The 19,209-nt window shown below is 67.9% G+C and carries 24 protein-coding genes; 8 read left to right on the forward strand and 16 right to left on the reverse strand.

The window, feature by feature from the left end; genetic code table 11:
- Positions 1-43 precede the first annotated feature (43 nt).
- The 3 genes from ACGFNJ_RS12160 (at position 44) to ACGFNJ_RS12170 (ending at position 1,959) form a co-directional block, all read left to right on the forward strand.
- Positions 44-394 (forward strand): helix-turn-helix transcriptional regulator, encoded by a 351-nt coding sequence (locus ACGFNJ_RS12160; RefSeq protein WP_069164319.1) that lies wholly within the window; start codon positions 44-46, stop codon positions 392-394.
- 3 nt (positions 395-397) lie between these two features.
- A complete protein-coding gene (locus ACGFNJ_RS12165; RefSeq protein ID WP_393446412.1) occupies positions 398-844 on the forward strand; it encodes a Fur family transcriptional regulator in 447 nt (148 codons plus the stop codon).
- A gap of 134 nt (positions 845-978) precedes the next feature.
- Positions 979-1,959, forward strand: coding sequence for a hypothetical protein (locus tag ACGFNJ_RS12170; RefSeq protein ID WP_393446414.1), 981 nt, complete (start codon positions 979-981; stop codon positions 1,957-1,959).
- 106 nt (positions 1,960-2,065) lie between these two features.
- Here ACGFNJ_RS12170 and ACGFNJ_RS12175 read toward each other — a convergent pair whose 3' ends face one another.
- The gene (locus tag ACGFNJ_RS12175) at positions 2,066-3,112 is read right to left on the reverse strand and encodes a hypothetical protein (protein WP_393446416.1); all 1,047 of its coding nucleotides are present in this window, start codon (positions 3,110-3,112) and stop codon (positions 2,066-2,068) included.
- Between the two features lie 106 nt (positions 3,113-3,218).
- Between ACGFNJ_RS12175 and ACGFNJ_RS12180 the strand changes: the two genes are divergently transcribed.
- From ACGFNJ_RS12180 to ACGFNJ_RS12190, 3 genes are all read left to right on the forward strand, one after another.
- Positions 3,219-3,824 (forward strand): TetR/AcrR family transcriptional regulator, encoded by a 606-nt coding sequence (locus tag ACGFNJ_RS12180; RefSeq protein ID WP_393446418.1) that lies wholly within the window; start codon positions 3,219-3,221, stop codon positions 3,822-3,824.
- 121 nt (positions 3,825-3,945) lie between these two features.
- Positions 3,946-4,374: a hypothetical protein gene (locus tag ACGFNJ_RS12185; RefSeq protein ID WP_393446420.1), complete on the forward strand. Its 429-nt coding sequence runs from the start codon at positions 3,946-3,948 to the stop codon at positions 4,372-4,374.
- Positions 4,375-4,526: 152 nt separating this feature from the next.
- The gene (locus ACGFNJ_RS12190) at positions 4,527-5,093 is read left to right on the forward strand and encodes a hypothetical protein (protein WP_393446422.1); all 567 of its coding nucleotides are present in this window, start codon (positions 4,527-4,529) and stop codon (positions 5,091-5,093) included.
- Between the two features lie 15 nt (positions 5,094-5,108).
- Here ACGFNJ_RS12190 and ACGFNJ_RS12195 read toward each other — a convergent pair whose 3' ends face one another.
- The 7 genes from ACGFNJ_RS12195 to recO form a co-directional block, all read right to left on the reverse strand.
- Positions 5,109-5,714, reverse strand: a complete 606-nt coding sequence (locus ACGFNJ_RS12195) for a response regulator (protein WP_393446424.1) — start codon at positions 5,712-5,714, stop codon at positions 5,109-5,111.
- Positions 5,711-6,934: a sensor histidine kinase gene (locus ACGFNJ_RS12200; RefSeq protein WP_393446426.1), complete on the reverse strand. Its 1,224-nt coding sequence runs from the start codon at positions 6,932-6,934 to the stop codon at positions 5,711-5,713. Before ACGFNJ_RS12200 ends, ACGFNJ_RS12195 begins: the two co-directional genes overlap by 4 nt.
- Before the next feature lie 180 nt (positions 6,935-7,114).
- Positions 7,115-7,903, reverse strand: a complete 789-nt coding sequence (locus tag ACGFNJ_RS12205) for an ABC transporter permease (RefSeq protein ID WP_393446428.1) — start codon at positions 7,901-7,903, stop codon at positions 7,115-7,117.
- Position 7,904: 1 nt separating this feature from the next.
- Positions 7,905-8,846, reverse strand: coding sequence for an ABC transporter ATP-binding protein (locus ACGFNJ_RS12210; RefSeq protein WP_393446430.1), 942 nt, complete (start codon positions 8,844-8,846; stop codon positions 7,905-7,907).
- A 77-nt stretch (positions 8,847-8,923) separates the two neighbouring features.
- Positions 8,924-9,337 carry a YbjN domain-containing protein gene (locus ACGFNJ_RS12215; protein ID WP_393446432.1) on the reverse strand — a complete coding sequence of 138 codons (414 nt, stop codon included), beginning with the start codon at positions 9,335-9,337 and terminating at the stop codon, positions 8,924-8,926.
- 14 nt (positions 9,338-9,351) lie between these two features.
- Positions 9,352-10,185, reverse strand: a complete 834-nt coding sequence (locus ACGFNJ_RS12220) for an isoprenyl transferase (RefSeq protein WP_393446434.1) — start codon at positions 10,183-10,185, stop codon at positions 9,352-9,354.
- 61 nt (positions 10,186-10,246) lie between these two features.
- Positions 10,247-10,999 (reverse strand): DNA repair protein RecO, encoded by a 753-nt coding sequence (recO, locus tag ACGFNJ_RS12225; protein ID WP_393446436.1) that lies wholly within the window; start codon positions 10,997-10,999, stop codon positions 10,247-10,249.
- Positions 11,000-11,174: 175 nt separating this feature from the next.
- On the opposite strand from recO, the gene ACGFNJ_RS12230 reads away from it, so the two are divergent.
- Complete coding sequence (locus ACGFNJ_RS12230; protein WP_167837715.1) at positions 11,175-11,555, forward strand: DUF1870 family protein; 381 nt, start codon at positions 11,175-11,177, stop codon at positions 11,553-11,555.
- 4 nt (positions 11,556-11,559) lie between these two features.
- Here the strand turns inward: ACGFNJ_RS12230 and ACGFNJ_RS12235 are convergent, their stop codons facing one another.
- From ACGFNJ_RS12235 to ACGFNJ_RS12245, 3 genes are read right to left on the reverse strand one after another with little or no spacing between them, the layout of a single operon-like run.
- Positions 11,560-12,021: a hypothetical protein gene (locus ACGFNJ_RS12235; protein WP_393446438.1), complete on the reverse strand. Its 462-nt coding sequence runs from the start codon at positions 12,019-12,021 to the stop codon at positions 11,560-11,562.
- 57 nt (positions 12,022-12,078) lie between these two features.
- On the reverse strand, positions 12,079-12,678 hold the full coding sequence (locus ACGFNJ_RS12240) for a TetR/AcrR family transcriptional regulator (protein ID WP_393446439.1): 600 nt from the start codon (positions 12,676-12,678) through the stop codon (positions 12,079-12,081).
- Positions 12,665-13,531, reverse strand: coding sequence for an alpha/beta fold hydrolase (locus tag ACGFNJ_RS12245; RefSeq protein WP_393446440.1), 867 nt, complete (start codon positions 13,529-13,531; stop codon positions 12,665-12,667). The genes ACGFNJ_RS12240 and ACGFNJ_RS12245 overlap by 14 nt, the downstream gene beginning before the upstream one ends.
- Positions 13,532-13,751: 220 nt before the next feature.
- On the opposite strand from ACGFNJ_RS12245, the gene ACGFNJ_RS12250 reads away from it, so the two are divergent.
- On the forward strand, positions 13,752-15,194 hold the full coding sequence (locus ACGFNJ_RS12250) for an amidase (RefSeq protein WP_393446442.1): 1,443 nt from the start codon (positions 13,752-13,754) through the stop codon (positions 15,192-15,194).
- On the opposite strand, the gene mtnC is transcribed toward ACGFNJ_RS12250, so the two are convergent.
- From mtnC to ybeY, 5 genes are all read right to left on the reverse strand, one after another.
- Positions 15,169-15,852, reverse strand: a complete 684-nt coding sequence (gene mtnC, locus ACGFNJ_RS12255; protein ID WP_393446444.1) for an acireductone synthase — start codon at positions 15,850-15,852, stop codon at positions 15,169-15,171. The two genes, ACGFNJ_RS12250 and mtnC, sit on opposite strands and share 26 nt — an antisense overlap.
- 118 nt (positions 15,853-15,970) lie before the next feature.
- Positions 15,971-16,888 (reverse strand): GTPase Era, encoded by a 918-nt coding sequence (gene era, locus ACGFNJ_RS12260; RefSeq protein ID WP_393446447.1) that lies wholly within the window; start codon positions 16,886-16,888, stop codon positions 15,971-15,973.
- Positions 16,881-17,261: a cytidine deaminase gene (locus ACGFNJ_RS12265; RefSeq protein WP_393446449.1), complete on the reverse strand. Its 381-nt coding sequence runs from the start codon at positions 17,259-17,261 to the stop codon at positions 16,881-16,883. Before ACGFNJ_RS12265 ends, era begins: the two co-directional genes overlap by 8 nt.
- A complete protein-coding gene (locus ACGFNJ_RS12270; RefSeq protein WP_393446451.1) occupies positions 17,258-18,616 on the reverse strand; it encodes a hemolysin family protein in 1,359 nt (452 codons plus the stop codon). Before ACGFNJ_RS12270 ends, ACGFNJ_RS12265 begins: the two co-directional genes overlap by 4 nt.
- Positions 18,613-19,167 (reverse strand): rRNA maturation RNase YbeY, encoded by a 555-nt coding sequence (gene ybeY, locus ACGFNJ_RS12275; protein WP_069164339.1) that lies wholly within the window; start codon positions 19,165-19,167, stop codon positions 18,613-18,615. The genes ACGFNJ_RS12270 and ybeY overlap by 4 nt, the downstream gene beginning before the upstream one ends.
- Positions 19,168-19,209: the final 42 nt, after the last annotated feature.

The raw sequence follows: 19,209 nt of genomic DNA on the forward strand, positions 1-19,209 counted from the left end.
TGCATATCAAAATGGGATCGCTTTCCAATAAGGAGTTGGTGCCATGACCACCGATACTGCCGCTGCCCACCCGCACAACCCCTACCGCTCGCCCGCGCCCGCGCCGGTACCGACGCGGACCGTGCTGGAGGACGCAGGCGAGCTGCTCCGCGCCCTGGCGGCGCCGGTCCGCATCGCCATTGTGCTGCAACTACGCGAGTCACCGCGCTGCGTGCACGAGTTGGTCGACGCGCTGGGTGTCACCCAACCGCTGGTCAGTCAGCATCTGCGCATCCTCAAGTCCGCGGGCGTCGTCCACGGTGAACGGTCGGGTCGCGAGGTGCTCTACGAACTCGTCGACGACCACCTCGCGCATATCGTCGTCGACGCCGTCGCGCACGCCGAGGAAGGGTGATTCGTGCCAGACAACACCGTCGTACCGCAGAAGCCGGTCGGCATCCGCAGCACCAGGCAACGCAGTGCGATCGCCGCACTGCTCGGTGACATCGAGGAGTTCCGCTCCGCCCAGGAATTGCACGACGAATTGCGCAAGCGCGGTGAAGGCATCGGCCTGACCACCGTCTACCGCACCCTGCAGTCGCTGGCCGACGCGGGCATGGTCGACGTATTGCGCATCGACTCCGGCGAATCCGTCTATCGGCAGTGTTCGACCGGGCACCATCACCATCTGGTGTGCAGGCATTGCGGACGCACCGTCGAGGTCGAGGGTCCGACGGTCGAGGCGTGGGCGGGCGCGGTCGCGAAGGAACACGGATTCACCGAGGTCAGCCATACCGTCGAGGTGTTCGGCACCTGCCGGTCCTGCGCGTCGGCGGGCAACGGCGACGGCCGGACGTCGGTGTAGTCCACGATCTGGTCCGCTCAGCGGACCGAGGCCTGGTTAACGTCCGCGCCTCCCGTGCAGATTTCAACGCGAACCGTGAACGCCCGGCGGATCCGGGTGTCAGTCTTGTGGTTTGCACATCTCTGGGAGGCAGCGTGCGCTCGACCCTGATCTCATCCATTGCTCCGGCGCGCCGCCGTCGGATTCGAACGGCCGCAGGAGCATTCGCGCTCCTCAGCGCGGCAACGCTGGCTCTGACAGCCTGCAATGACAAGGACGGCGCGGCAACGCCGAGCCCGTCGGCGCCCGCCTCCAGCGTGGTAGCCAACGGCTCGCCGGGCAGCACCAACACCGGCCAGGCGACGGTGCGCAAGATCGGCAAGACCGGCTGGTTCGAAGGCTTCGACATCACCGTCGACAAGGCCACCGTGGTGCCGGACGAATACGGCGGCGCGAAGGTGCTGATCGACATCACCTACAAGAACACCACGCTCGAGAACAAGACGATGAGCAACAACACCTCGCTGCTGGTCGGCAGCCAGGTGGACGGCGGCGCGAGCTGGGACAACCCGACTGTTCCCGGCGGCGGCGCTGCCGCGGGCAAGGTGAGCACCCCGGTCAAGTCCGCCAAGGACGCCGAGCACCTGCTCGACACGATCACCGTGGTGTACGGGCAGGCCTCGGACAACCAGACCAAGATTCCGCTCGCCGCCGCGGGCAAGGTGGAGAGCATCGAGCCGAAGAAGCTCGCCGTCAGCGGGACGCTGGTGCAGGATCAGACCACGATCACGGTGACCGGCGGCACGCTCAGCCCGAGCTACACCAAGGGCGAGAAGGACAAGTACGAGCTCGCGCTGCACATCAAAATCACTGGTGGACCGAACATTCCGGGCGGCGGTCTCAACATCTTCACCGAATACTTCTCGGTGCAGACCTCCGGTGGACAGGCGCTGGTCGCCGATGATCGCAACCCGATCAACGAGCTGCTCGATGCGAACAAGACCATCGACCTGCCGAAGAACAACGTGGTGTTCGTCGTCCCGGCACCGGGCACCGGCCCGTACGTGCTGACCTACAACGCGCAGAAGTCCGAAGGCGCGGCCACCGCACCGACTCTCGCGTTGACCGTCAACTGAGTTCCGAACACCCCTGTGGGCGAGGAGCTTTCGCCCGGCTCCTCGCTTCCCGAAAACAGCAGGCCCACCCGCGAATGCGGGTGGGCCTGCTGTCTTTTCGCCGTCGTCAGCCCACGGCGACCGGAACCCGTGCGGAAGCCGGGCTTTCGCTGATGCGCCTGGCCCGCAGCGCGCCCACACCGAGCAGTGCGAGTGCGGCGACCGACCAGACCAGCAGAATCGTCAGCGGCGCAGCCGCGCCCGCGCCGTCGAAGAACGCGACCGAGCGGATCAGCGAGGCGGCCGCGCCCGGCGGGAGGTACTGGCCGACGGCGCCCCACGGCTGCGGCAGCAGTTCCGGCGCCGAGGTGGCCGCCGAGAACGGATTCCCGATCAGCAGCATGGTCAACGCGGCAATGCCGATGCCCGCCTGGCCAACTGCGCCCGCGAGCCCGACCACCGCACCCGCCACCGCGAACGAGACGAGCCCCGCCACTGCGGACAGCACCAGATAGTTCCCCGGGATCACCGACATCCAGCCGTGCGCGATCTCCATGCTCAGCAGCCCGCCGACCACACCGAAAGCGGCCAGGCCGACCAGCTTTCCGCGGACCGTCGGAATCACCAGGCTGAGCAGCACGCCCGCCGTGATGCCCGACATCACCAGCGGCAGCACCATCGCGCCGAACGCCGCGCCGCGCGGATCGTCGGCGTCGGCGGCGACCACGTCCTCCACCCGCGGCGCGGGCGCCCCGGACAGCTGCTGCCCGATCTGCGTGAGCTGTTGTGCGACCGCAGGACTCGCGCCGGAGGCGATCAGCACCTTGGGCGGGCCGTCGCCCGTGACGATCGCGCCGTACACCTCGCGGTCCGCGATGGCGGCGCGCGCGGCGGCCTCGTCGGCCGGGCGGGAGATGTCGAACGCGCCGGGGCTGTGGCCGGTCAGCGTGCCGACGATCATCTCGGCCTGCGGGCCGGTGACGGCCAACGGCACGTCGCGCGGGGCGATATTGGCGGCAGGCCAGGCGAAGGCGACGAGCATCAGTGCCTGAAGCAGCGCTGCCCCGACGGCAACGGCGAACGCTCGCTGCATGGTGGTCATGCCTGCGCCTCGCTGGCGCTCGGCTCCGGCATGACCACCACCGGTAGCTGTGTTGATGATTCGCTCGCTCATGATGGGGTTCTCCCAAAAATCGAATGACCGTTCTTTTTCGGTGAATCCACCGTCGCACGCACCCATTCGCCTTGTCAAGAACGGATGTTCGTTTTACATTGAGCAAGTGCCCAGAGTCAGCGAGGAACACCTCACCCGCCGCAGGCAGCAGATACTCGATGCCGCCAAACTGTGTTTCAGCCGCAAGGGCTTCCACGAAACCTCGATGCAAGACGTCTTTACCGAATCCGGGCTCTCGGCAGGCGCGGTCTACCGGTACTTCAAGAGCAAAGACGAGCTGATCGCGGCGCTGGCCACGCAGACAACGGTCGGCCTGCGCCTGGTGATGACCGAGATGATCCACGAGGACCCACTGCCGACACCGGACCGGCTGGTCGGCGCGCTGGCCGAGCACATGGTCGCGAACAGCGGACCCGACGGCTTCCTGCGGCTGGCGCCGCAGGCATGGGCGCTGGCTCTGGTGCATCCCGAGGCGGCCGTGTACGTCAAGGAGGCGATCCTCGCGATTCGCGACTGCTGGTACGAGTACACCGAGCGGATGCGCGACGCGGGCTGGCTGCCGCCGGACACCGACATCCACGCCGTGGCGACCGCCGCGATGGGCGTGCTGCCCGGATTCATGTTGCAGCACTTGATCATCGGCGACATCGACCCGCAAACCCTGGCACGTGGCATCCGCACGCTGCTCCCCTACGGACCCGCCGCCACCTGAGCCCGCCCCGCACACTGTTGGCACATCGATCCAGACCCGGCCATTGATCTTGCGGAGCGCCTGTGCAAGTGTCGGGAAGCCCCGCAGAAGGGGACCCGTCGCCGGAAGGGGATTACCTGCCGTGACCGTTTCGAAGAGGACCGCCGTCGCCGCGACCGCGTTCGGGGCGCTGTGCGCCGCCGCCGCGACCGCCGCGCCCAACGCCGGAGCCTCGGTCAGCAACATCGACATCGCCGTCGGCCTAAGCTTCGGCAGCTCGAGCTTCTACGGCGCGAGCTGCTCGTACCAGGTCACCGCGACCGCGAAGCCGGGCAGCACGGTCGTCTTCCTTGACGAAATCGAAGGCGCGCGTACGGACCTGACGTTCAAGCCGGCCAGTGTGGTCGCGGACACGTCGGGCAAGGCAGTCACCACCTGGACGCCGGCCAGAAAAGGCGGGCACAAGATCTGGGCTGCCGAATACGTCCAGGGCGAGACCTACTTCATCACGCCGATCACCGTCAACTCCGCACTGGGGATCGGACCGATCTGCGCGGTTATGCCGTTCTGACACCGCGGTGCACGGCCCGTGCCGGCCTGCCGCGAATGCAGTGACCGGGTGCCGGGCAGCCATGGCTGCCCGGTACCCGACTGAGCGGCAACAGATTTCGTATTCTGTCGAACCCGGCGAAACGACCGTGGCGCGGGCTTAGACTCGACTCGATGAGTCAGGAACCGTCGGCGCTCGACCGATCGGGACCGCGGCGGCCGCGCCCACCGGATCGGCAGACGCTGCTGCGCTTGGCCGCAGTCCTCGCCATCGCCCTCCTCGCCGTAGGGGTGGCAGTTTTCGTGATCCGCCAGCAGTTGCCGCGCGACTCGACCACCCCGGCAACCAGCACCATCGACTCGCCCGGGGATACCACGCCCGTCACGGCCATTTGGAATGTCCCCCAAGGCTTTCTCGGTACCTGGGAAGGCACCGCAGGCGATGGCGCGCACACGATCGACGTCGTCCTGACCATCATCGCGGGCAAGACCGCCGAGGAGGTCGCGACCTCCGAGGACACCGATCGGCTCTCCGGCAATCGGTGCGAGCGCGCCGAACGCGTGGTGAGCATGGCCGCGACCGAGCTCACCTTTGCGGGCCGCGCCACCGGTGGTGCCGGCTGTCCCGACAACGGCAGGACCACGACGGTCGAACTCCGGCCCGACGGCTCGCTGGGCTACCAGGCCCCGGGGCCCGAAGGGTCCCTACTCGTCGGGACCCTCCACCTGAGCCAGTCCTGAGGTGCCGCAAGCAGATCAGAGCCAGCCGAGGCGTTCGGCCGCGCGAACGGCTTCGGCGCGGGTCGAGCTGCCGGTCTTGCCGATAGCGGACGAAAGATGGTTGCGGACAGTGCCTTCGGACAGATGCAGCTGCTTTGCGATCGCGCCCGCGGTGGCGCCGTCGGCGGCCGCGGCGAGGACCTCGCGTTCCCTGGCGGTGAGCGGCGAGGTGCCTGCGGTCAGAGTTTCGGCCGCGAGCGCGGGGTCGACTACGCGCAAACCCATCTGGACGCGGCGAACGGCGTCGGCGAGTTCCCGGGCCGGGGTGTCCTTGACGACGAACCCGCTGGCGCCCGCGTCGATGGCGCGGCGGAGATAGCCGGGGCGGCCGAACGTGGTGACCATCAAGATCCGCACATCGGGGTGGGCGGTGTGCAGGTGGCCTGCGACGGCGATGCCGTCCATGCCAGGCATTTCCACATCGAGCAGCACCACATCGGGATTCGTGCGCGCGACCGCGTCGAGCACCTCGTCGCCGCGACCGACCTCCCCCACCACCTCCAGATCGGCTTCCAGTCCGAGCAACGCCGCGAGCGCGCCACGCACCAGCGCCTGGTCATCGGCGAGCAACAGCCGGATCATCGGTCTCTCTTCCTGTTTCGGGGCGGTTCAGCGGGCGCAACGGTGGCAGCGACCCGCACTCCGCCCTCCTTCGACGCGGACACGGTCAACGTTCCGCCCGCGGCGCGGACCCGCTCACGCAGGCCGGCGAGCCCAGAGCCGGATGCCGCGCTCGCGCCGAGGCCACGGCCGTCATCGACCACCTCGACAAAGCTGTCGCCGACCCGCACCGTGCAGTGCCTGGCCGCGCTGTGCCGGATCACGTTGGTGACCGCCTCGCGCAGCACCCAGCCGAACAGCTCGCTGTGCGGTGTTTCGGGGAGCTGTGCGGGGTCCGGGAGATCGGCGACGATATCCGCCGCCGCCAGTGCGGTTTTCGCGTTGGCGAGCTCGCCACGCAGCGAGACCTCGCGCAGGCCGCCGACGGTATCGCGCACGCCGGCAAGCGCTTCGCGCGCGAGTCGTTCGATATCGGCGAGCTCGGTCTTGGCCCGTACCAGATCGACATCGATGAGCCGTTGCGCCAGTTCGGTTTTCACGGTGATCACGGTCAGTGAGTGGCCGAGAATGTCGTGCACGTCGCGCGACACCCTGTTGCGCTCCTCGACGATCTCGAGTTCGGCACGCTGTCGCCGCGCCAGCTCCGCGAGCCGCTCGCCGCGCACACCGAGCTGCCTGGCCAACCAGACGGCCACCGGAACGAAGGCCAGATAGAACGGCATCTCCGTCGGCTGCCTGCCAGGCAGGAGCACCGGAAGGAGCAGCATCGCCGACATCACCGCCAGGACCACATACCCGGATTCCCTGGCGGGCAGGGCGAAGATGGCAACGATCGCGATGTAGATCACGGTCGGCAGCGCGACCGGACCGAGCAGCACCACCAGCGCCACAAGCAACGCGATCATCAGCCCGAGCACCGGCCAGATTCGATGGTCGATCGGCTGCTCGACCACGGGATCACGCGGACCGGACCGGCGCGCCATCAGGAACGACCCGAACACCAGCGCTACGAACGCCACAAAGCACGCCGCCGCGAGACCCGCCTGCACGGTGTCCCCCTGCGACCAGCGCTGCATGATCGGCGGTATCAGCCAGACCAGCCACACCACCGCGACGACGATGCCCCACCAGCCGCGACGCCTGCTGTTTATCGCGCCCAACGCCTGATCATCGACCGCCCGATCGAGGAGACCGGAAAATCCGGCGGCCCGCAGCGAAGCGAGCCCTGACCTCACACCCATGCGTCGCTCCCGCACGAGAGGTTGCCGCATGTGCTGCCCGAGCGCTGGTCGATCACGAGGACCGACGCTACCGAACCGGCGTCGGCCCAGGTGAGCCACGTCCTGCCTGGCGCGCCGCCGAAAGCGTCGCGGCCGTCCACCCCGCGAACAGGACGGCCACGACGCGGCGCGCGCAACAGGTCAGCGGGCGGTGTCACGGCGGAACAGCACGGCCGAGCCGCTGACGAACACCGCGGCCCAGACGACGACATTGAGCACCGCGATCGCGATCTCACCGGAACCGGTGTCGCCGAACGGCATTCGCGACAGCGTGGCAACGCCATTGGTCGGGAACACCCGCGAGACCGTCTCGAACCAGCCGTGCAGCGGCATGAACAGCCCACCCGCGAAGGACAGCGCGGCAAGCACCGGCCCGAGCAACTGCATCACGTTCTCCGACGGCAGCAGGTAGCCGACGAACAGCCCGAATGCCGCGAAGACCAGCGAGGTCAGCCAGGCGATCAGGAAGCAGCTCACCCACGCCACCGGCGTGAGGTGCGCGCCGAGCAGCCCACCGACCACGAACACCGCGGTGACCGACACCAGTCCGAGCGCCATCGCGACGGCGACCTTGGTGGCGATGTAGGCGACCGGATGCAGTGGGGTGAGCCGCAATTGGCGGCTCCAACCGGTGGCGCGTTCGATCGCCACCATGGCGCCGCCGCTGGTGGTCGCGAGCATCGCGCCGTAGACGGCCATCGACACCATGATGTAGCCGGTCACATTGCCCGACCCGAAAGACTGTGTCCGGTAGTCCGATTGCAGGCCGAAGATGACGAAGAACAGCGGCGGGATGAGCAGCGTGAAAATCATGGTGCGCCGATTGCGCAGCATGCGCCGCAGTTCGAGACGCAGGAACCCGGCGCTGAAGCCGCCGAAGGGCGTCGGCCGATGGATAGTCGAAACCGCCGGTGCGGCAAGGGTGGTCATGTCAGTTCTCTCCGGTGGTGAGCGCCAGGAACGCGGATTCGAGATTGTGCGAGGTGATTTCGAGATCGACCGCGGTGGTCTCGGTGAGCAGGTAGCGGGCGATCGCGTCGGAGTCACCGGTGTGCACGATGATTCGGTCACCGCGCACCTCCACCTGGTCGACACCGGGGACGGCGAGCAGCGCACTCCGCACCGCGCCTGGCATGGTCGCGCTGACCGCGCGGCCCGAGGCCAGGTTCTTGATCTCGGCGGCACTGCCGTCCGCGACCACCTTTCCTGCCCGGACCAGCACGATCCGATCGGCGTACGCGTCAGCCTCGTCCAGGTAGTGGGTGGCGAACAGAACGGTGCGGCCACGCGCGGCGTCCGCGCGCATCGCGTTCCAGAAGTCCCTTCGCCCTTCGACATCCATGCCGGTGGTGGGTTCGTCGAGCACGATGAGGTCGGGATTGGGCAGCAACGCGAGCGCGAACCGGAGCCGTTGCCGTTGTCCGCCTGAGCATTTGCCGACCAGACGGCCCGCGATCTCGGTGAGGCCTGCCCGCGTGAGCGCCTCGTCGACCGGGCACGGGTTTGCGTGCACACCGGCGACGAGCCGCACGGTTTCGGCGACGGTGAGATCGGGCAGCAACCCGCCGGATTGCAGGACCGCCGAAATCCGGCCCACCGCAAGGGCTTGCGCCGGGGTACCACCGAATACCTCGACCGTGCCCGAGTCCGGCCGCGCCAAGCCGAGCACCATGTCCAGGGAGGTGGTCTTGCCCGCACCGTTGGGGCCGAGGAACGCGACAATCTCGCCCGGTTCGATCACCAGGTCGAGTCCGTCGACGGCCTGCACCACCCCGCCGCCCGGTACCGGAAAGCTCTTACACAGCTCGCGCAGTTCGATCGCGGGCGGCACCCGGTGCTTGCCTGCCGCGCCCGCCTTCAGTGCTGATGTCATGCCTCAACGGTCGCCTGCCAACCGCCGAAAGCCCCCACACACCTGTCACCGATCCCCCATGACACCTGTCATGGACGTCAGGGCGCCAGCAGACCCTGCCTGGCCCGGCCTGCGCCGGACAACACCAGGACCAGCATGGTGGCCAGCGCCTGATCGTCCAGACCGGCGGCCGGGAAGGTGTAGCGCAGGATGACGTCGGCCTGCTTGTCGTGGCCGATCACGGTCAGCGAGCCGAACTGGAGGTCGTTGTTGCGCTCGGCGACCCGCTTGTGCAGCTGCGGCTTCAGCGGGCGATCCCAGGCAAGCACGCAGGTCAGCGTCAGCACATCCAGCCCTGGCGCAAGGCTCACCGCGCGCAACGAGCACAGCGCGCCCTCGTATTCGAAGCCGATCGAGCCTTCGGGATCGACCCGCACCTCGATGTCGTAGAGCGACAGGCACGCGCCGGCCTTCGCCTGCAGTTCGATCTCGGGACTCACCGAAGATTCCATCTCTGTGCCGCCGTTCACTTGGTGCCGCCGAAGCGTCGGTCACGCGAAGCGTACTCGAGGCACGCTTCCCACAGATTGCGCCGGTCGAAATCGGGGAACAGCGTGTGCTGGTAGACGTATTCGGCGTACGCCGACTGCCAGATGAGGAAGTTCGAGCTGCGGAACTCGCCGGAGGGCCGCAGGAACAGATCCACGTCCGGCATGTCCGGCTCGTCGAGGTATTTCGCGACGGTCGCCTCGGTGACCTTCTCGGGGTCGATCTCGCCCGCCGCCACCCGTCGCGCGATTTCCCTTGCCGCATCGGCGATTTCGGCACGGCCGCCGTAGTTGACGCACATGGTGAGGGTCATCACCGTGTTCTTCTTGGTCAGCTCCTCGGCGATCTCCAGCTCGTTGATCACGCTGCGCCACAGCCTCGGTCGCCGCCCCGCCCAGCGCACCCGCACGCCCATCTCGTTCATCTCGTCGCGACGGCGGCGGATGACGTCACGGTTGAACCCCATCAGGAACCGCACCTCGTCGGGGCTGCGCCGCCAGTTCTCGGTGGAGAAGGCGTACGCCGACAGCCACTTCACCCCGATCTCGATACAGCCCTCGACGGTGTCCATCAGCACGGCCTCGCCGCGCTCGTGGCCCGAGGTCCGCGGCAGTCCACGTTCCTGCGCCCACCGGCCGTTGCCGTCCATCACCAGCGCGACATGGTTGGGCACCAGCTCGGCCGGAATCTCCGGCGGCCGGGCGCCCGAGGGATGCGGCGAGGGCGGACGAACGGTGCCGACCGCGTCGGGCCGCGCAGAGCTCGACTTGGTCGCGGTAGAGGAGTCACGGCGCAGGATCACGGCCCCCATCCTGCCTGATGGTTGTGGAGGCCTTGTGTGGGTCTCGGCTCTAGGCGAGCGAAACGCGGACTCAGGCGGGCGAGCTCACCGGCCGCGACCGCTCGATCAGCGGCAATGTCCGCAATTGGCGTTCCAGATGCCATTGCAGATGCGCGGCGACCAGGCCGCTGGCCTGCCTGCGCACCCCGTCGGGCACCGACTCGACGTACTCCCACTCGCCGCGCAGCAGCGCGACCAGGAACTCGAGCACCCCCTGCTGCGGTGTCGCCGCACCGGGCGGACGGCAATGCACGCAGACCGCGCCACCTGCCGCCACATGGAACGCGCGATGCGGACCCGGTGTCGCGCACTTGGCGCATTCGTCCAGCGCGGGCGCCCAACCGGCAAAACCCATGGCACGCAAGAGGAATGCGTCCAGGATCAGCTCGTGCGGCCGCTGTTTGGCCGCGATCGCGCGCAAGGCGCTCGCGGTGAGCGCGTGCAGCCGCGGCGCGGGCGCACGTTCCTCACCGGCCAGCCGCTCGGCGGTTTCCAGCACGGCACAGGCGGTGGTGTAGCGCCCGTAGTCGTCGATGATGTCGGCGGCGAACGCCTCGACCGTGTGCACCTGGGTCACCACATCCAGCGTGCGCCCGGGATGCAGCTGCACGTCGATGTAGGCGAACGGCTCCAGCCGGGCGCCGAACCGCGACTTGGTCCTGCGCACCCCCTTGGCCACCGCGCGCACCAAGCCGTGCTGGCGCGTCAGCAACGTGACAATGCGGTCCGCCTCGCCAAGCTTGTGCTGGCGTACCACCACCGCCACATCCCGATACAAACGCACGCCTCATCCTCCCACGAACACCCGACAGCCAACGGCAGGCGCGGCAATGCGCGCTGACCCCGCCGCCTGCCGTCCCGGTGTTACGGCCTGACTTCCGGCGACGAATCGACCATGCCGCTCCGCGCGCTGTCCTATTCTTTTTCTCTACCGCACTGCTGGGGAGGGGCTTTCAGATTTGGACGACCTATTAGGGACCGGAACCGCCGCTGGCTTCCGTGCCACTCGTGAGTTACTCGGCTTGCCGGTGCCCTGGTGCGCCAGGCTGTTCGCCGTCGCCGAGCGCACCGTGGAACGGTGGGAGAAGGGCTCTTTCCAGATCCCGGACACCGCGGCCCGCGAGCTCGCCGAAATCGCCGACGAGACCGAACAGGTCGTCGAGGCGATGGTCGATGCCATCGGCGCAGGCGAGATCTCACCACGACTACACACCTATCGAACAAACGACGACTACTGCCGCCACGAGCCGGGCACCCGCTACCCGGCCACCTGGCACCGCGCCGTCTGCGCGCGCGTCATGGTCGAATTGCCCCAGGTAGAACTGCAATTCGTCGAATAGCGGATCAGCGGTACACCGTCGGCTCGACGACGAGCTGAAGGACGGGGGTGTCGATACGCACGGGGGGCAGGGCGGTCGCGTCGAGGTCTGCCGGCCTGGCGCCCGCCCCGTCGAACAGGCAGTGCCCGTTCGGATTGATCACCAAGGTCCGGCCGTCGGCCGCACCAGGCACGGTGACGCGCGCCGCACCCTGCACCTCGATCGCGGTATTCGGCGCGACCGGAACAAGGTTGTGCACCCACGGCGCCAGATACGGGTGCGCGACGACGGTTGTCGCATCGCCCCCGCGCTGGACGTCCGGAGCCGGCACCTGGATCGGCGAGAACGCGGGCGTGAGGGTCGGACCGCCGATGTCGCCGATGCCATTCGGCGGCTGGGCGTAGTCGGGCGTCAACGGCTGTGCCTGTGCTGCTCCGGCCAGACCGAAGCCGACCGCGAGACCGATACCTATCGCTACGAGCTTCATTCGCTGATTCTCGGTGGGTGGCCCATCGGCGACGACAATTGCGCTCGAGCTGATTCGTCAGGTGCGCAGCAAGCCGGAGATCAGGAGCAGCACCGATTGCTGCGCCTCGGCACGGGCCGCGTCCTTGTCTTCGGCGTGCGCGACGATCAACGACGCCTCGGTCAGGGCGCTCAGCAACAATTGGGCGAGCACCGGGATGGGCGCGTCGACCAGCATGCCCGCATCGCGGACGCGCTCCAGATGACCGACGATCATGCCGAGGCCGTGCTGGCTCTCGAATTCGCGCCAGGCCTGCCAGCCCATGACGGCAGGCGCGTCGGTGAGGGCGATCCGCAGCATCGCCGGGCGCTGGCACATCTCCAGGAAGAGGCTGAGGCCCACCGCCATACCGCCCATCACATCGTCGGGATCGACAGTGGCGATGGCACTTCCGATCTCCTCGGTGAGTTCGGTCTCGATCTGTTCCAGGACGACGAGGAACAGGCCGCGCTTGTCGCCGTAGTGGTGGTGCAGTGCGCCTCGGGTGACCCCGGCCTCGGTGACCAGCTCCTCCGCGGAGGTCGCGGCAAAGCCGCGCTCGGTGAACAGGCGGCGGCCTGCCTCTTCGAGCGCGGCTCTGGTGGTGCGGGAGCGATCCTCCTGGCTACGGCGTGGCATGCAGCCGAGTGAACTCCAGGATCGCGTCGGTGAGCAACTCGGGCTGGTCCTCCGGGAGGAAGGTGTAGGAATCGTCGACCACCCGCAACGTCGCGTGCGGCAGGTCGCCGGCCAGGCGCTGGGCGAAGGACAGCGGGAAGATCTTGTCCTCGCGCGACCACACCAGCAGCACCGGGAAGTCCACGGACGAGAAGTGCTTGGCGGCTTCCAGCGTGTAGCTGTTGTTCGCCGACTTCAGGAAGCGCCGCAGATCCTTGCGGATCGCGCCGGACCTGCGGCTCGGCAGCAGGTACGAGTCGGCGATCTCCGGCGGCGGCATCCGCTTGGCGACCAGGCCGAAGGCCAGCGGCGTCTTGTGCAGGGCTCGAATGCGCATCGGCTCGATCAGTGGGCGGATCGAACCCGGGATCTTTGCGATCCAGCCGAGCAGGCTGAACGGCATGGGCAGGAAGCCCTCGTAGCTGTCGACCGCGGCGAGCACGACCCGGCCGATCCTGGCCGGATGCCGGGTCATCAGGATCTGGGTGAGGGCGCCGCCGGTGTCGTTGGCGACGAGGGTGACATCGGTCAGGTCGAGCTTGTCGAGGAAGGCCGCGATCAGGTCGGCCACGCCTGCCGGAGTCAAATCCAGGTCGGGGACCGGGATTTCGTGCGCGCCGAGCGGCCAGTCCGGCGTCAGGCAGCGGTAGCCCGCGGCGGCGATGCCGGGGACGACGTTGCGCCACAGGTCCGCGTTCACGAGCAGGCCGTGCACGAAGACGACCGGCGAACCGGTCCCGGTCTCGTGGTAGCGGATGCGGCCGCCGGGCAGGTCTACCTCGTGTGTGTCGCCGAGTGCGGTGCTGAATCCCATGGTTCCCTCCAGTGCCCGATGTGATGCCACCACCTTTACATACATACGGTATGTATGTCTAGAGTGGCTCTGGGTCGGACGAGCGAATCCGAGCTTCCCGGTAGCGAACTCGCCGTACCGACTTGCAGGTGCCGACCGCACTCGTTGCGCGGAGCGCACTGGTCACTTGACCAGACACGCGCTACCGTCGTCGCGGAAGCACGACGAGACGGAGCTCACCATGACGGTGTCCGAACCACCCCGGCCGCGCGCCGAGGCACTGGCCGGCCTCGGGCTGGCCGACCACGCCGCCGCGCTCGCGCAAGGCACCATCAGCTCCGTGGCCGCGGTGCGTGCCGCGCTCGACCGGATCGAGGCCGCGCAGCCGTCGCTCAACGCCTTTCGGATCGTCCGCCGTGAAAAGGCGCTCAGCGAGGCAGCCGATGCCGATCGACAGCTTGCCGCGGGTACCAGATTGCCCTTGCTCGGCGTGCCGATCGCGGTGAAGGACGACACCGATATCGCCGGTGAGCCAACGGCTTTCGGATGCGGTGGCAGCTTCGCGCCGAAGACCACGGACGCCGAATCGGTGCGGCGGCTCCGCGCGGCCGGCGCGGTGATCGTCGGCAAGACCAACACCTGCGAGCTCGGGCAGTGGCCGTTCACCAGCGCGGCGGCCTTCGGCCACACCCGCAATCCCTGGGCCGCCGACCGCACCCCTGGCGGTTCCTCCGGCGGCTCGGCGGCTGCGGTCACGGCCGGATTGGTGCCTGCCGCACTGGGTTCCGACGGCGCAGGCTCCATCCGCATCCCGGCCTCGTGGACCAATCTCGTCGGCATCAAACCGCAGCGTGGCCGCATCTCCACCTGGCCGCACGCCGAAGCGTTCTACGGGCTCACCGTAAACGGCCCGCTGGCAAGGACGGTCGCCGACGCCGCCCTGCTGCTCGATGTGGCGGCAGGGCCGCACTCCGGTGATTTGCACACTCCCACACCAATTTCCGCGACCGATGCGGTCGGCCGCGACCCAGGCAAACTGCGGATCGCGCTGTCGCTGCGCACCCCCTTCACCGCGACCAGGACCGCGCTCGACCCCGAGGTAGCGGCGGCAGTGCGGCGCATCGGCGACACCCTGCGCATGCTCGGCCACACGGTCACCGTCGCGGATCTGCACTACGGCCTGCTGATCGGCGCGTCGTTCCTGCCACGCTCGCTGGCGGGCATCCGCGCGGTCCACCGCAATATGCCCTGCGCCGAGGTGGATCCGCGCACGCTCGCCAATGCCCGCTTCGGCACCCTGCTCGACGGACCCGCCCTGTTGGCCGCCAGGAAGGCAGAGCCCTTCTTGCACAAGCGCATAGGCTCCTTCTTCCGCGACTACGACCTGGTCCTCGCGCCGACCACCGCGACGCCACCGCCGCGCGCCGAGGACATCGACGGCATCGGCGTGCACGCCACCAACAACCTCATCACCGCCGCCTGCCCCTACACCTGGCCGTGGAACGTGCTCGGCTGGCCGAGCGTGAACGTGCCCGCCGGGTTCACCGACGCGGGCCTACCGGTCGGCGCGCAGCTGATGGGCACGGCGTCGACCGAGCCGCTGCTGATTTCGGTTGCGACGCAATTGGAATCGGAACTGCATTGGGAGCGGGAACGACCTAACCCGTGGTGGGAATCTCGCTGAACGACGCGACCCGAGGATGCGCGCCGACCTCCGGTGAACCGTCTTCGACGCGGGAAACACCCACCGTCCGCAGACCTGCGGCGGCCGCGGCGTCCAGCTTCTCGACGGCGCCGGAGACGAACCGAATCCGCTCGGGACTGATGCCGATCACCTTCGCGATCAACCGGTAGGACAACGGATCGTCGTCCTCCCCCTCTGCCGTACTGTCGAAGTGACCGCTCAGCCCGCCGGACAGATCACCGAACTGTGAGTTCGCAAACCAGATCTGTTGCACCAGTTCAGATTCGGCCGAGAACACATACACCTGCACCCCCGCCTGCGCCCAGTTCGCCAGCGCGGGCGGCACATCCGCGTAGAACTGCGCGGCCAACGCCCCGGACGCGAACCCGTCCAACCAGATCAACCCCTGCAACGCCCGCAACGGCTCGGCCCTGATCTCGAGATCGGCCCACTGCTCCAGCCGCCCGGTGACCGCCGCCGCATCGGCGTGCACATCCCCCATCGCCAACCGCAAGGCATCGACGATCCGCCCGATCTCGGGCTCCGGTCTGCGTATCCACTCCGCCAGCCGCGCCCGAGCATAGGGATACAACGAGTCTCGTATAGCGGCAACAGGACTCACCGTGCCTTCGATATCGAGCAGCACAGCCTCACTCATACGACAACCTCATCTCGGTCGGCATTACGGTGGCGATCCGGCCACCCTACCGACCGACTCACCCCGCGACAGCGCCGGAAGTGGCATCATCGATGGCCCACGATTGCCCAGCGGACAATCAGAACCCGAGTTTGCCCAACTGTTTCGGATCCCGCTGCCAATCCTTGGCGACCTTCACGTGCAGGTTGAGGTAGATGCGTGTGCCGAGGATGTGCTCGATCTGCTTGCGGGCGTTGGTGCCGACCTCTTTGAGGCGCGCACCACCCTTGCCGATGATGATCGACTTCTGGCTCGGCCGTTCGACGTAGAGGATGGCGTGCACGTCGAGCATGTCTTCGCGCTCTTCGTACGGGAGGATCTCTTCGATGACGACGGCCAGCGAGTGCGGCAGCTCGTCCCGAACTCCCTCGAGCGCGGCCTCGCGAATGAGCTCCGCCATGAGGGTTTCCTCCGGCTCGTCGGTGAGCTCTCCGTCGGGGTAGAACGCCGGTCCCTCAGGCATTTTCGAGGCGATCACGTCGACGAGTACCTCGACCTGCTCACCCTTGACCGCGGACACAGGCACCACGTCGGCCTCCGGACCGAGCAGTCGCGACAGCGCGAGGAGCTGTTCGGCGATCTGGTCCCGGCTCACCTTGTCGATCTTGGTGACCACACCGAGCACCGTCGTCTTCGGCGCCATCTGCTTGATCTGCTGCACGATCCATCGATCGCCCGGCCCGATCTTCTCGTCGGCGGGCACGCACAGCGTGATCACGTCGACCTCGGAATACGTATCGCGCACAAGGTCGTTCAGCCGCTGGCCGAGCAGGGTGCGCGGCCGATGCAGGCCTGGCGTGTCGACCAGGATGAGCTGCGCGTGGTCGCGGTGCACGATGCCGCGGATGGTGTGCCTGGTGGTCTGCGGGCGCGAGGAGGTGATCGCGATCTTCTGGCCGACAAGCGCGTTGGTCAGCGTCGACTTGCCGGTGTTCGGCCTGCCGACGAAACAGACGAAGCCGGAACGGAATTCGGCGTCCTTGCCGCCGTCAGCCACCGGCCACCTCGCTGGCAGCCTGTGCGTCGACGGCGATTTCCGCGTCATCGACGATCTCGAAGACCGCACCGTTCTGGTCGGTGAAAATGATCCTGGCTTCCGGCGACACCTCACGCACCGCGGCGACCCCGTAGTCGGACAGGCGCCCGCCGACCACCACTGCCGCCTCGAAACCCTCTGCGCCACTGGAGATCGCGGCGGTGACCGCCGCCTGCAGCGCGGTCATCCGCAGCGCGGTCAGGCTCACTTCGCCCGCCGCGTAGGTGCGGCCGTCGGTGTCGCGGATCGCCGCGCCGCTCGTGCCGCCGGTGCGGCCCATCGCGCCGCGCGCCAACACCACCAGTTTGTTGTCCTCGGGATCCAATTCGGTCATTCGGTGTCTCCGTCCTCGTGTCGACCGGCCGGGACTTCCCGATCCGAGCCGTTGCCTTTGCGCTTGCCGTTCGGCTTGCTGCCCTCGCCGCTCTGCGCCTTGTCCGTCGCCTTGCGCACCACCACGGTGTGCACCCGCACCCGCCCACGCGTGTCCGCGCCGCCCTCGCCGCGCAACACCAGCCCGTGCACCACGACCTTCGAACCGGGCAACGGCACCCGGCCGAGTTCGTGCGCCATCAACCCGCCGACCGTGTCGACGTCTTCCTCCTCGATGTCGAGCCCGTACAGCTCGCCGAGGTCTTCGACCGGCAACCGCGCCGACACGCGATAGCGACCGTCGCCGAGGTCTTCGATCGGTGGCGTCTCGTCGATGTCGTATTCGTCGGCGATCTCACCGACGATCTCCTCGAGCACGTCCTCGATCGTCACCAGCCCGGCTATCCCGCCGTATTCATCGACCAACAGCGCCATGTGGTTACGTCTGCGCTGCATTTCGTCGAGCAGGCTGTCCAAGGGTTTCGAGTCGGGCATGAACACCGCGGGCCGCATCACCTCGCCGACGAGCACCTTGCGGCTGCGTTCGGCATACGGCACAAGATCTTTCAGATACACCACGCCGAGGATGTCGTCGACGTTCTCGCCGATCACCGGGATGCGCGAGTGCCCGGACCGCACCGCGAGCGACATCGCCTGTGCCGCAGTCTTGTCCGCCTCGATCCAGACCATCTCGGTGCGCGGCACCATCACCGCACGCGCGGCCGTGTCGCCGAGTTCGAAGACGGACTGGATCATTCGGCGTTCGTCGTCGGCGACCACGCCGCGTTCGCTGGCCATCTCGACCACCTCGCGCAGCTCGATCTCAGAGGCGAACGGGCCGTTGCGGAAACCCTTACCTGGGGTGATCGCGTTACCGAGCAGGATGAGCAGCCTGCTGAGCGGGCCGAGTAGCGCGCCGATGAATTGCAGCGGCAGCGCGGCGATCAGCGCGATCGAATAGGCATGCTGGCGGCCGAGAGTACGCGGGCCGACCCCGATGACCACGTAGGACACCAGCACCATGACAAGGGCGGTGGCCAGCAACGCCCACTCGTCGTTCCACACCGCGATCAGTGCCGCCGCGAGCAGCACGGTGGCGCCGATTTCGCACAGAATGCGCAGCAGCACCATGAGATTCACGTAGCGGGCGCGATCGGCGACGATCTTGCTGAGTCGCACCGCGCCGGGCCGGTCGGCCCGGACCATGTCGTCGACCCGTGCCGGAGAGATGGTGTTCAACGCCGAATCGACACCCGCGAATACCCCGCCCACCGGGACGAGCAGGACCGCGAGCAGGATCAGGGTCAGCGAACTCACGCGGGTCCCAGTGCGTCACCCGGTGTGGTGAAGCCCGCCTTCCCCAGCAACCTGGCGTCCCTGGCGGCGAGTTCGGCCCGCCGCTGTGCCTCGCGCAGGCTCTCGTACCACTCTTCGAGCAGCCGGTCCTGCAGCGCGAACATTTCCTTCTCCTCGTCCGGCTCGGCATGGTCGTAGCCGAGCAGGTGCAGGACGCCGTGCACGGTGAGCAGCGCGAGTTCGTGGTCGAGCGAGTGCCCGGCCTTACGCGCCTGGCCCGCGGCGAACTCGGGGCAGAGCACGATGTCGCCGAGCATGGACGGGCCGGGTTCCGGACTGTCCGGCCGGCCGCCCGGCTCGAGTTCGTCCATCGGGAACGACATGACATCGGTCGGACCGGGTAGGTCCATCCAGCGCATGTGCAAGTCGGCCATGGTGTCGAGATCGACGAGCACCATCGACAGTTCCGCGGCGGGGTGCACGTCCATCCGGCCGATCACGAACCGCGCGACACTGACCAGATCCTCTTCGGGTACGTCGATACCCGACTCGTTGGCGATCTCGATACTCACCCGGTAAGCCTATGTCACCGCAGATGGCCGGTTGCCGCGCAA

This window comes from Nocardia sp. NPDC049149 (assembly GCF_043197455.1).
Taxonomy (GTDB): Bacteria; Actinomycetota; Actinomycetes; order Mycobacteriales; family Mycobacteriaceae; genus Nocardia.

Bases quoted from the DNA above. Each gene is read 5' to 3' on its own strand.
- mtnC (WP_393446444.1), bottom strand. From the start codon at position 15,852: ATGAGTGAGGCTGTGCTGCTCGATATCGAAGGCACGGTGAGTCCTGTT.
- ACGFNJ_RS12205 (WP_393446428.1), bottom strand. From the start codon at position 7,903: ATGACCACCCTTGCCGCACCGGCGGTTTCGACTATCCATCGGCCGACG.
- ACGFNJ_RS12175 (WP_393446416.1), bottom strand. From the start codon at position 3,112: ATGAGCGAGCGAATCATCAACACAGCTACCGGTGGTGGTCATGCCGGA.
- ACGFNJ_RS12190 (WP_393446422.1), top strand. From the start codon at position 4,527: ATGAGTCAGGAACCGTCGGCGCTCGACCGATCGGGACCGCGGCGGCCG.
- ACGFNJ_RS12195 (WP_393446424.1), bottom strand. From the start codon at position 5,714: ATGATCCGGCTGTTGCTCGCCGATGACCAGGCGCTGGTGCGTGGCGCG.
- ACGFNJ_RS12200 (WP_393446426.1), bottom strand. From the start codon at position 6,934: ATGGGTGTGAGGTCAGGGCTCGCTTCGCTGCGGGCCGCCGGATTTTCC.
- ACGFNJ_RS12220 (WP_393446434.1), bottom strand. From the start codon at position 10,185: ATGGGGGCCGTGATCCTGCGCCGTGACTCCTCTACCGCGACCAAGTCG.
- ACGFNJ_RS12265 (WP_393446449.1), bottom strand. From the start codon at position 17,261: ATGACCGAATTGGATCCCGAGGACAACAAACTGGTGGTGTTGGCGCGC.
- ACGFNJ_RS12245 (WP_393446440.1), bottom strand. From the start codon at position 13,531: ATGGGATTCAGCACCGCACTCGGCGACACACACGAGGTAGACCTGCCC.
- ACGFNJ_RS12240 (WP_393446439.1), bottom strand. From the start codon at position 12,678: ATGCCACGCCGTAGCCAGGAGGATCGCTCCCGCACCACCAGAGCCGCG.
- ACGFNJ_RS12160 (WP_069164319.1), top strand. From the start codon at position 44: ATGACCACCGATACTGCCGCTGCCCACCCGCACAACCCCTACCGCTCG.
- ACGFNJ_RS12210 (WP_393446430.1), bottom strand. From the start codon at position 8,846: ATGACATCAGCACTGAAGGCGGGCGCGGCAGGCAAGCACCGGGTGCCG.
- ACGFNJ_RS12215 (WP_393446432.1), bottom strand. From the start codon at position 9,337: ATGGAATCTTCGGTGAGTCCCGAGATCGAACTGCAGGCGAAGGCCGGC.
- ACGFNJ_RS12235 (WP_393446438.1), bottom strand. From the start codon at position 12,021: ATGAAGCTCGTAGCGATAGGTATCGGTCTCGCGGTCGGCTTCGGTCTG.
- ACGFNJ_RS12250 (WP_393446442.1), top strand. From the start codon at position 13,752: ATGACGGTGTCCGAACCACCCCGGCCGCGCGCCGAGGCACTGGCCGGC.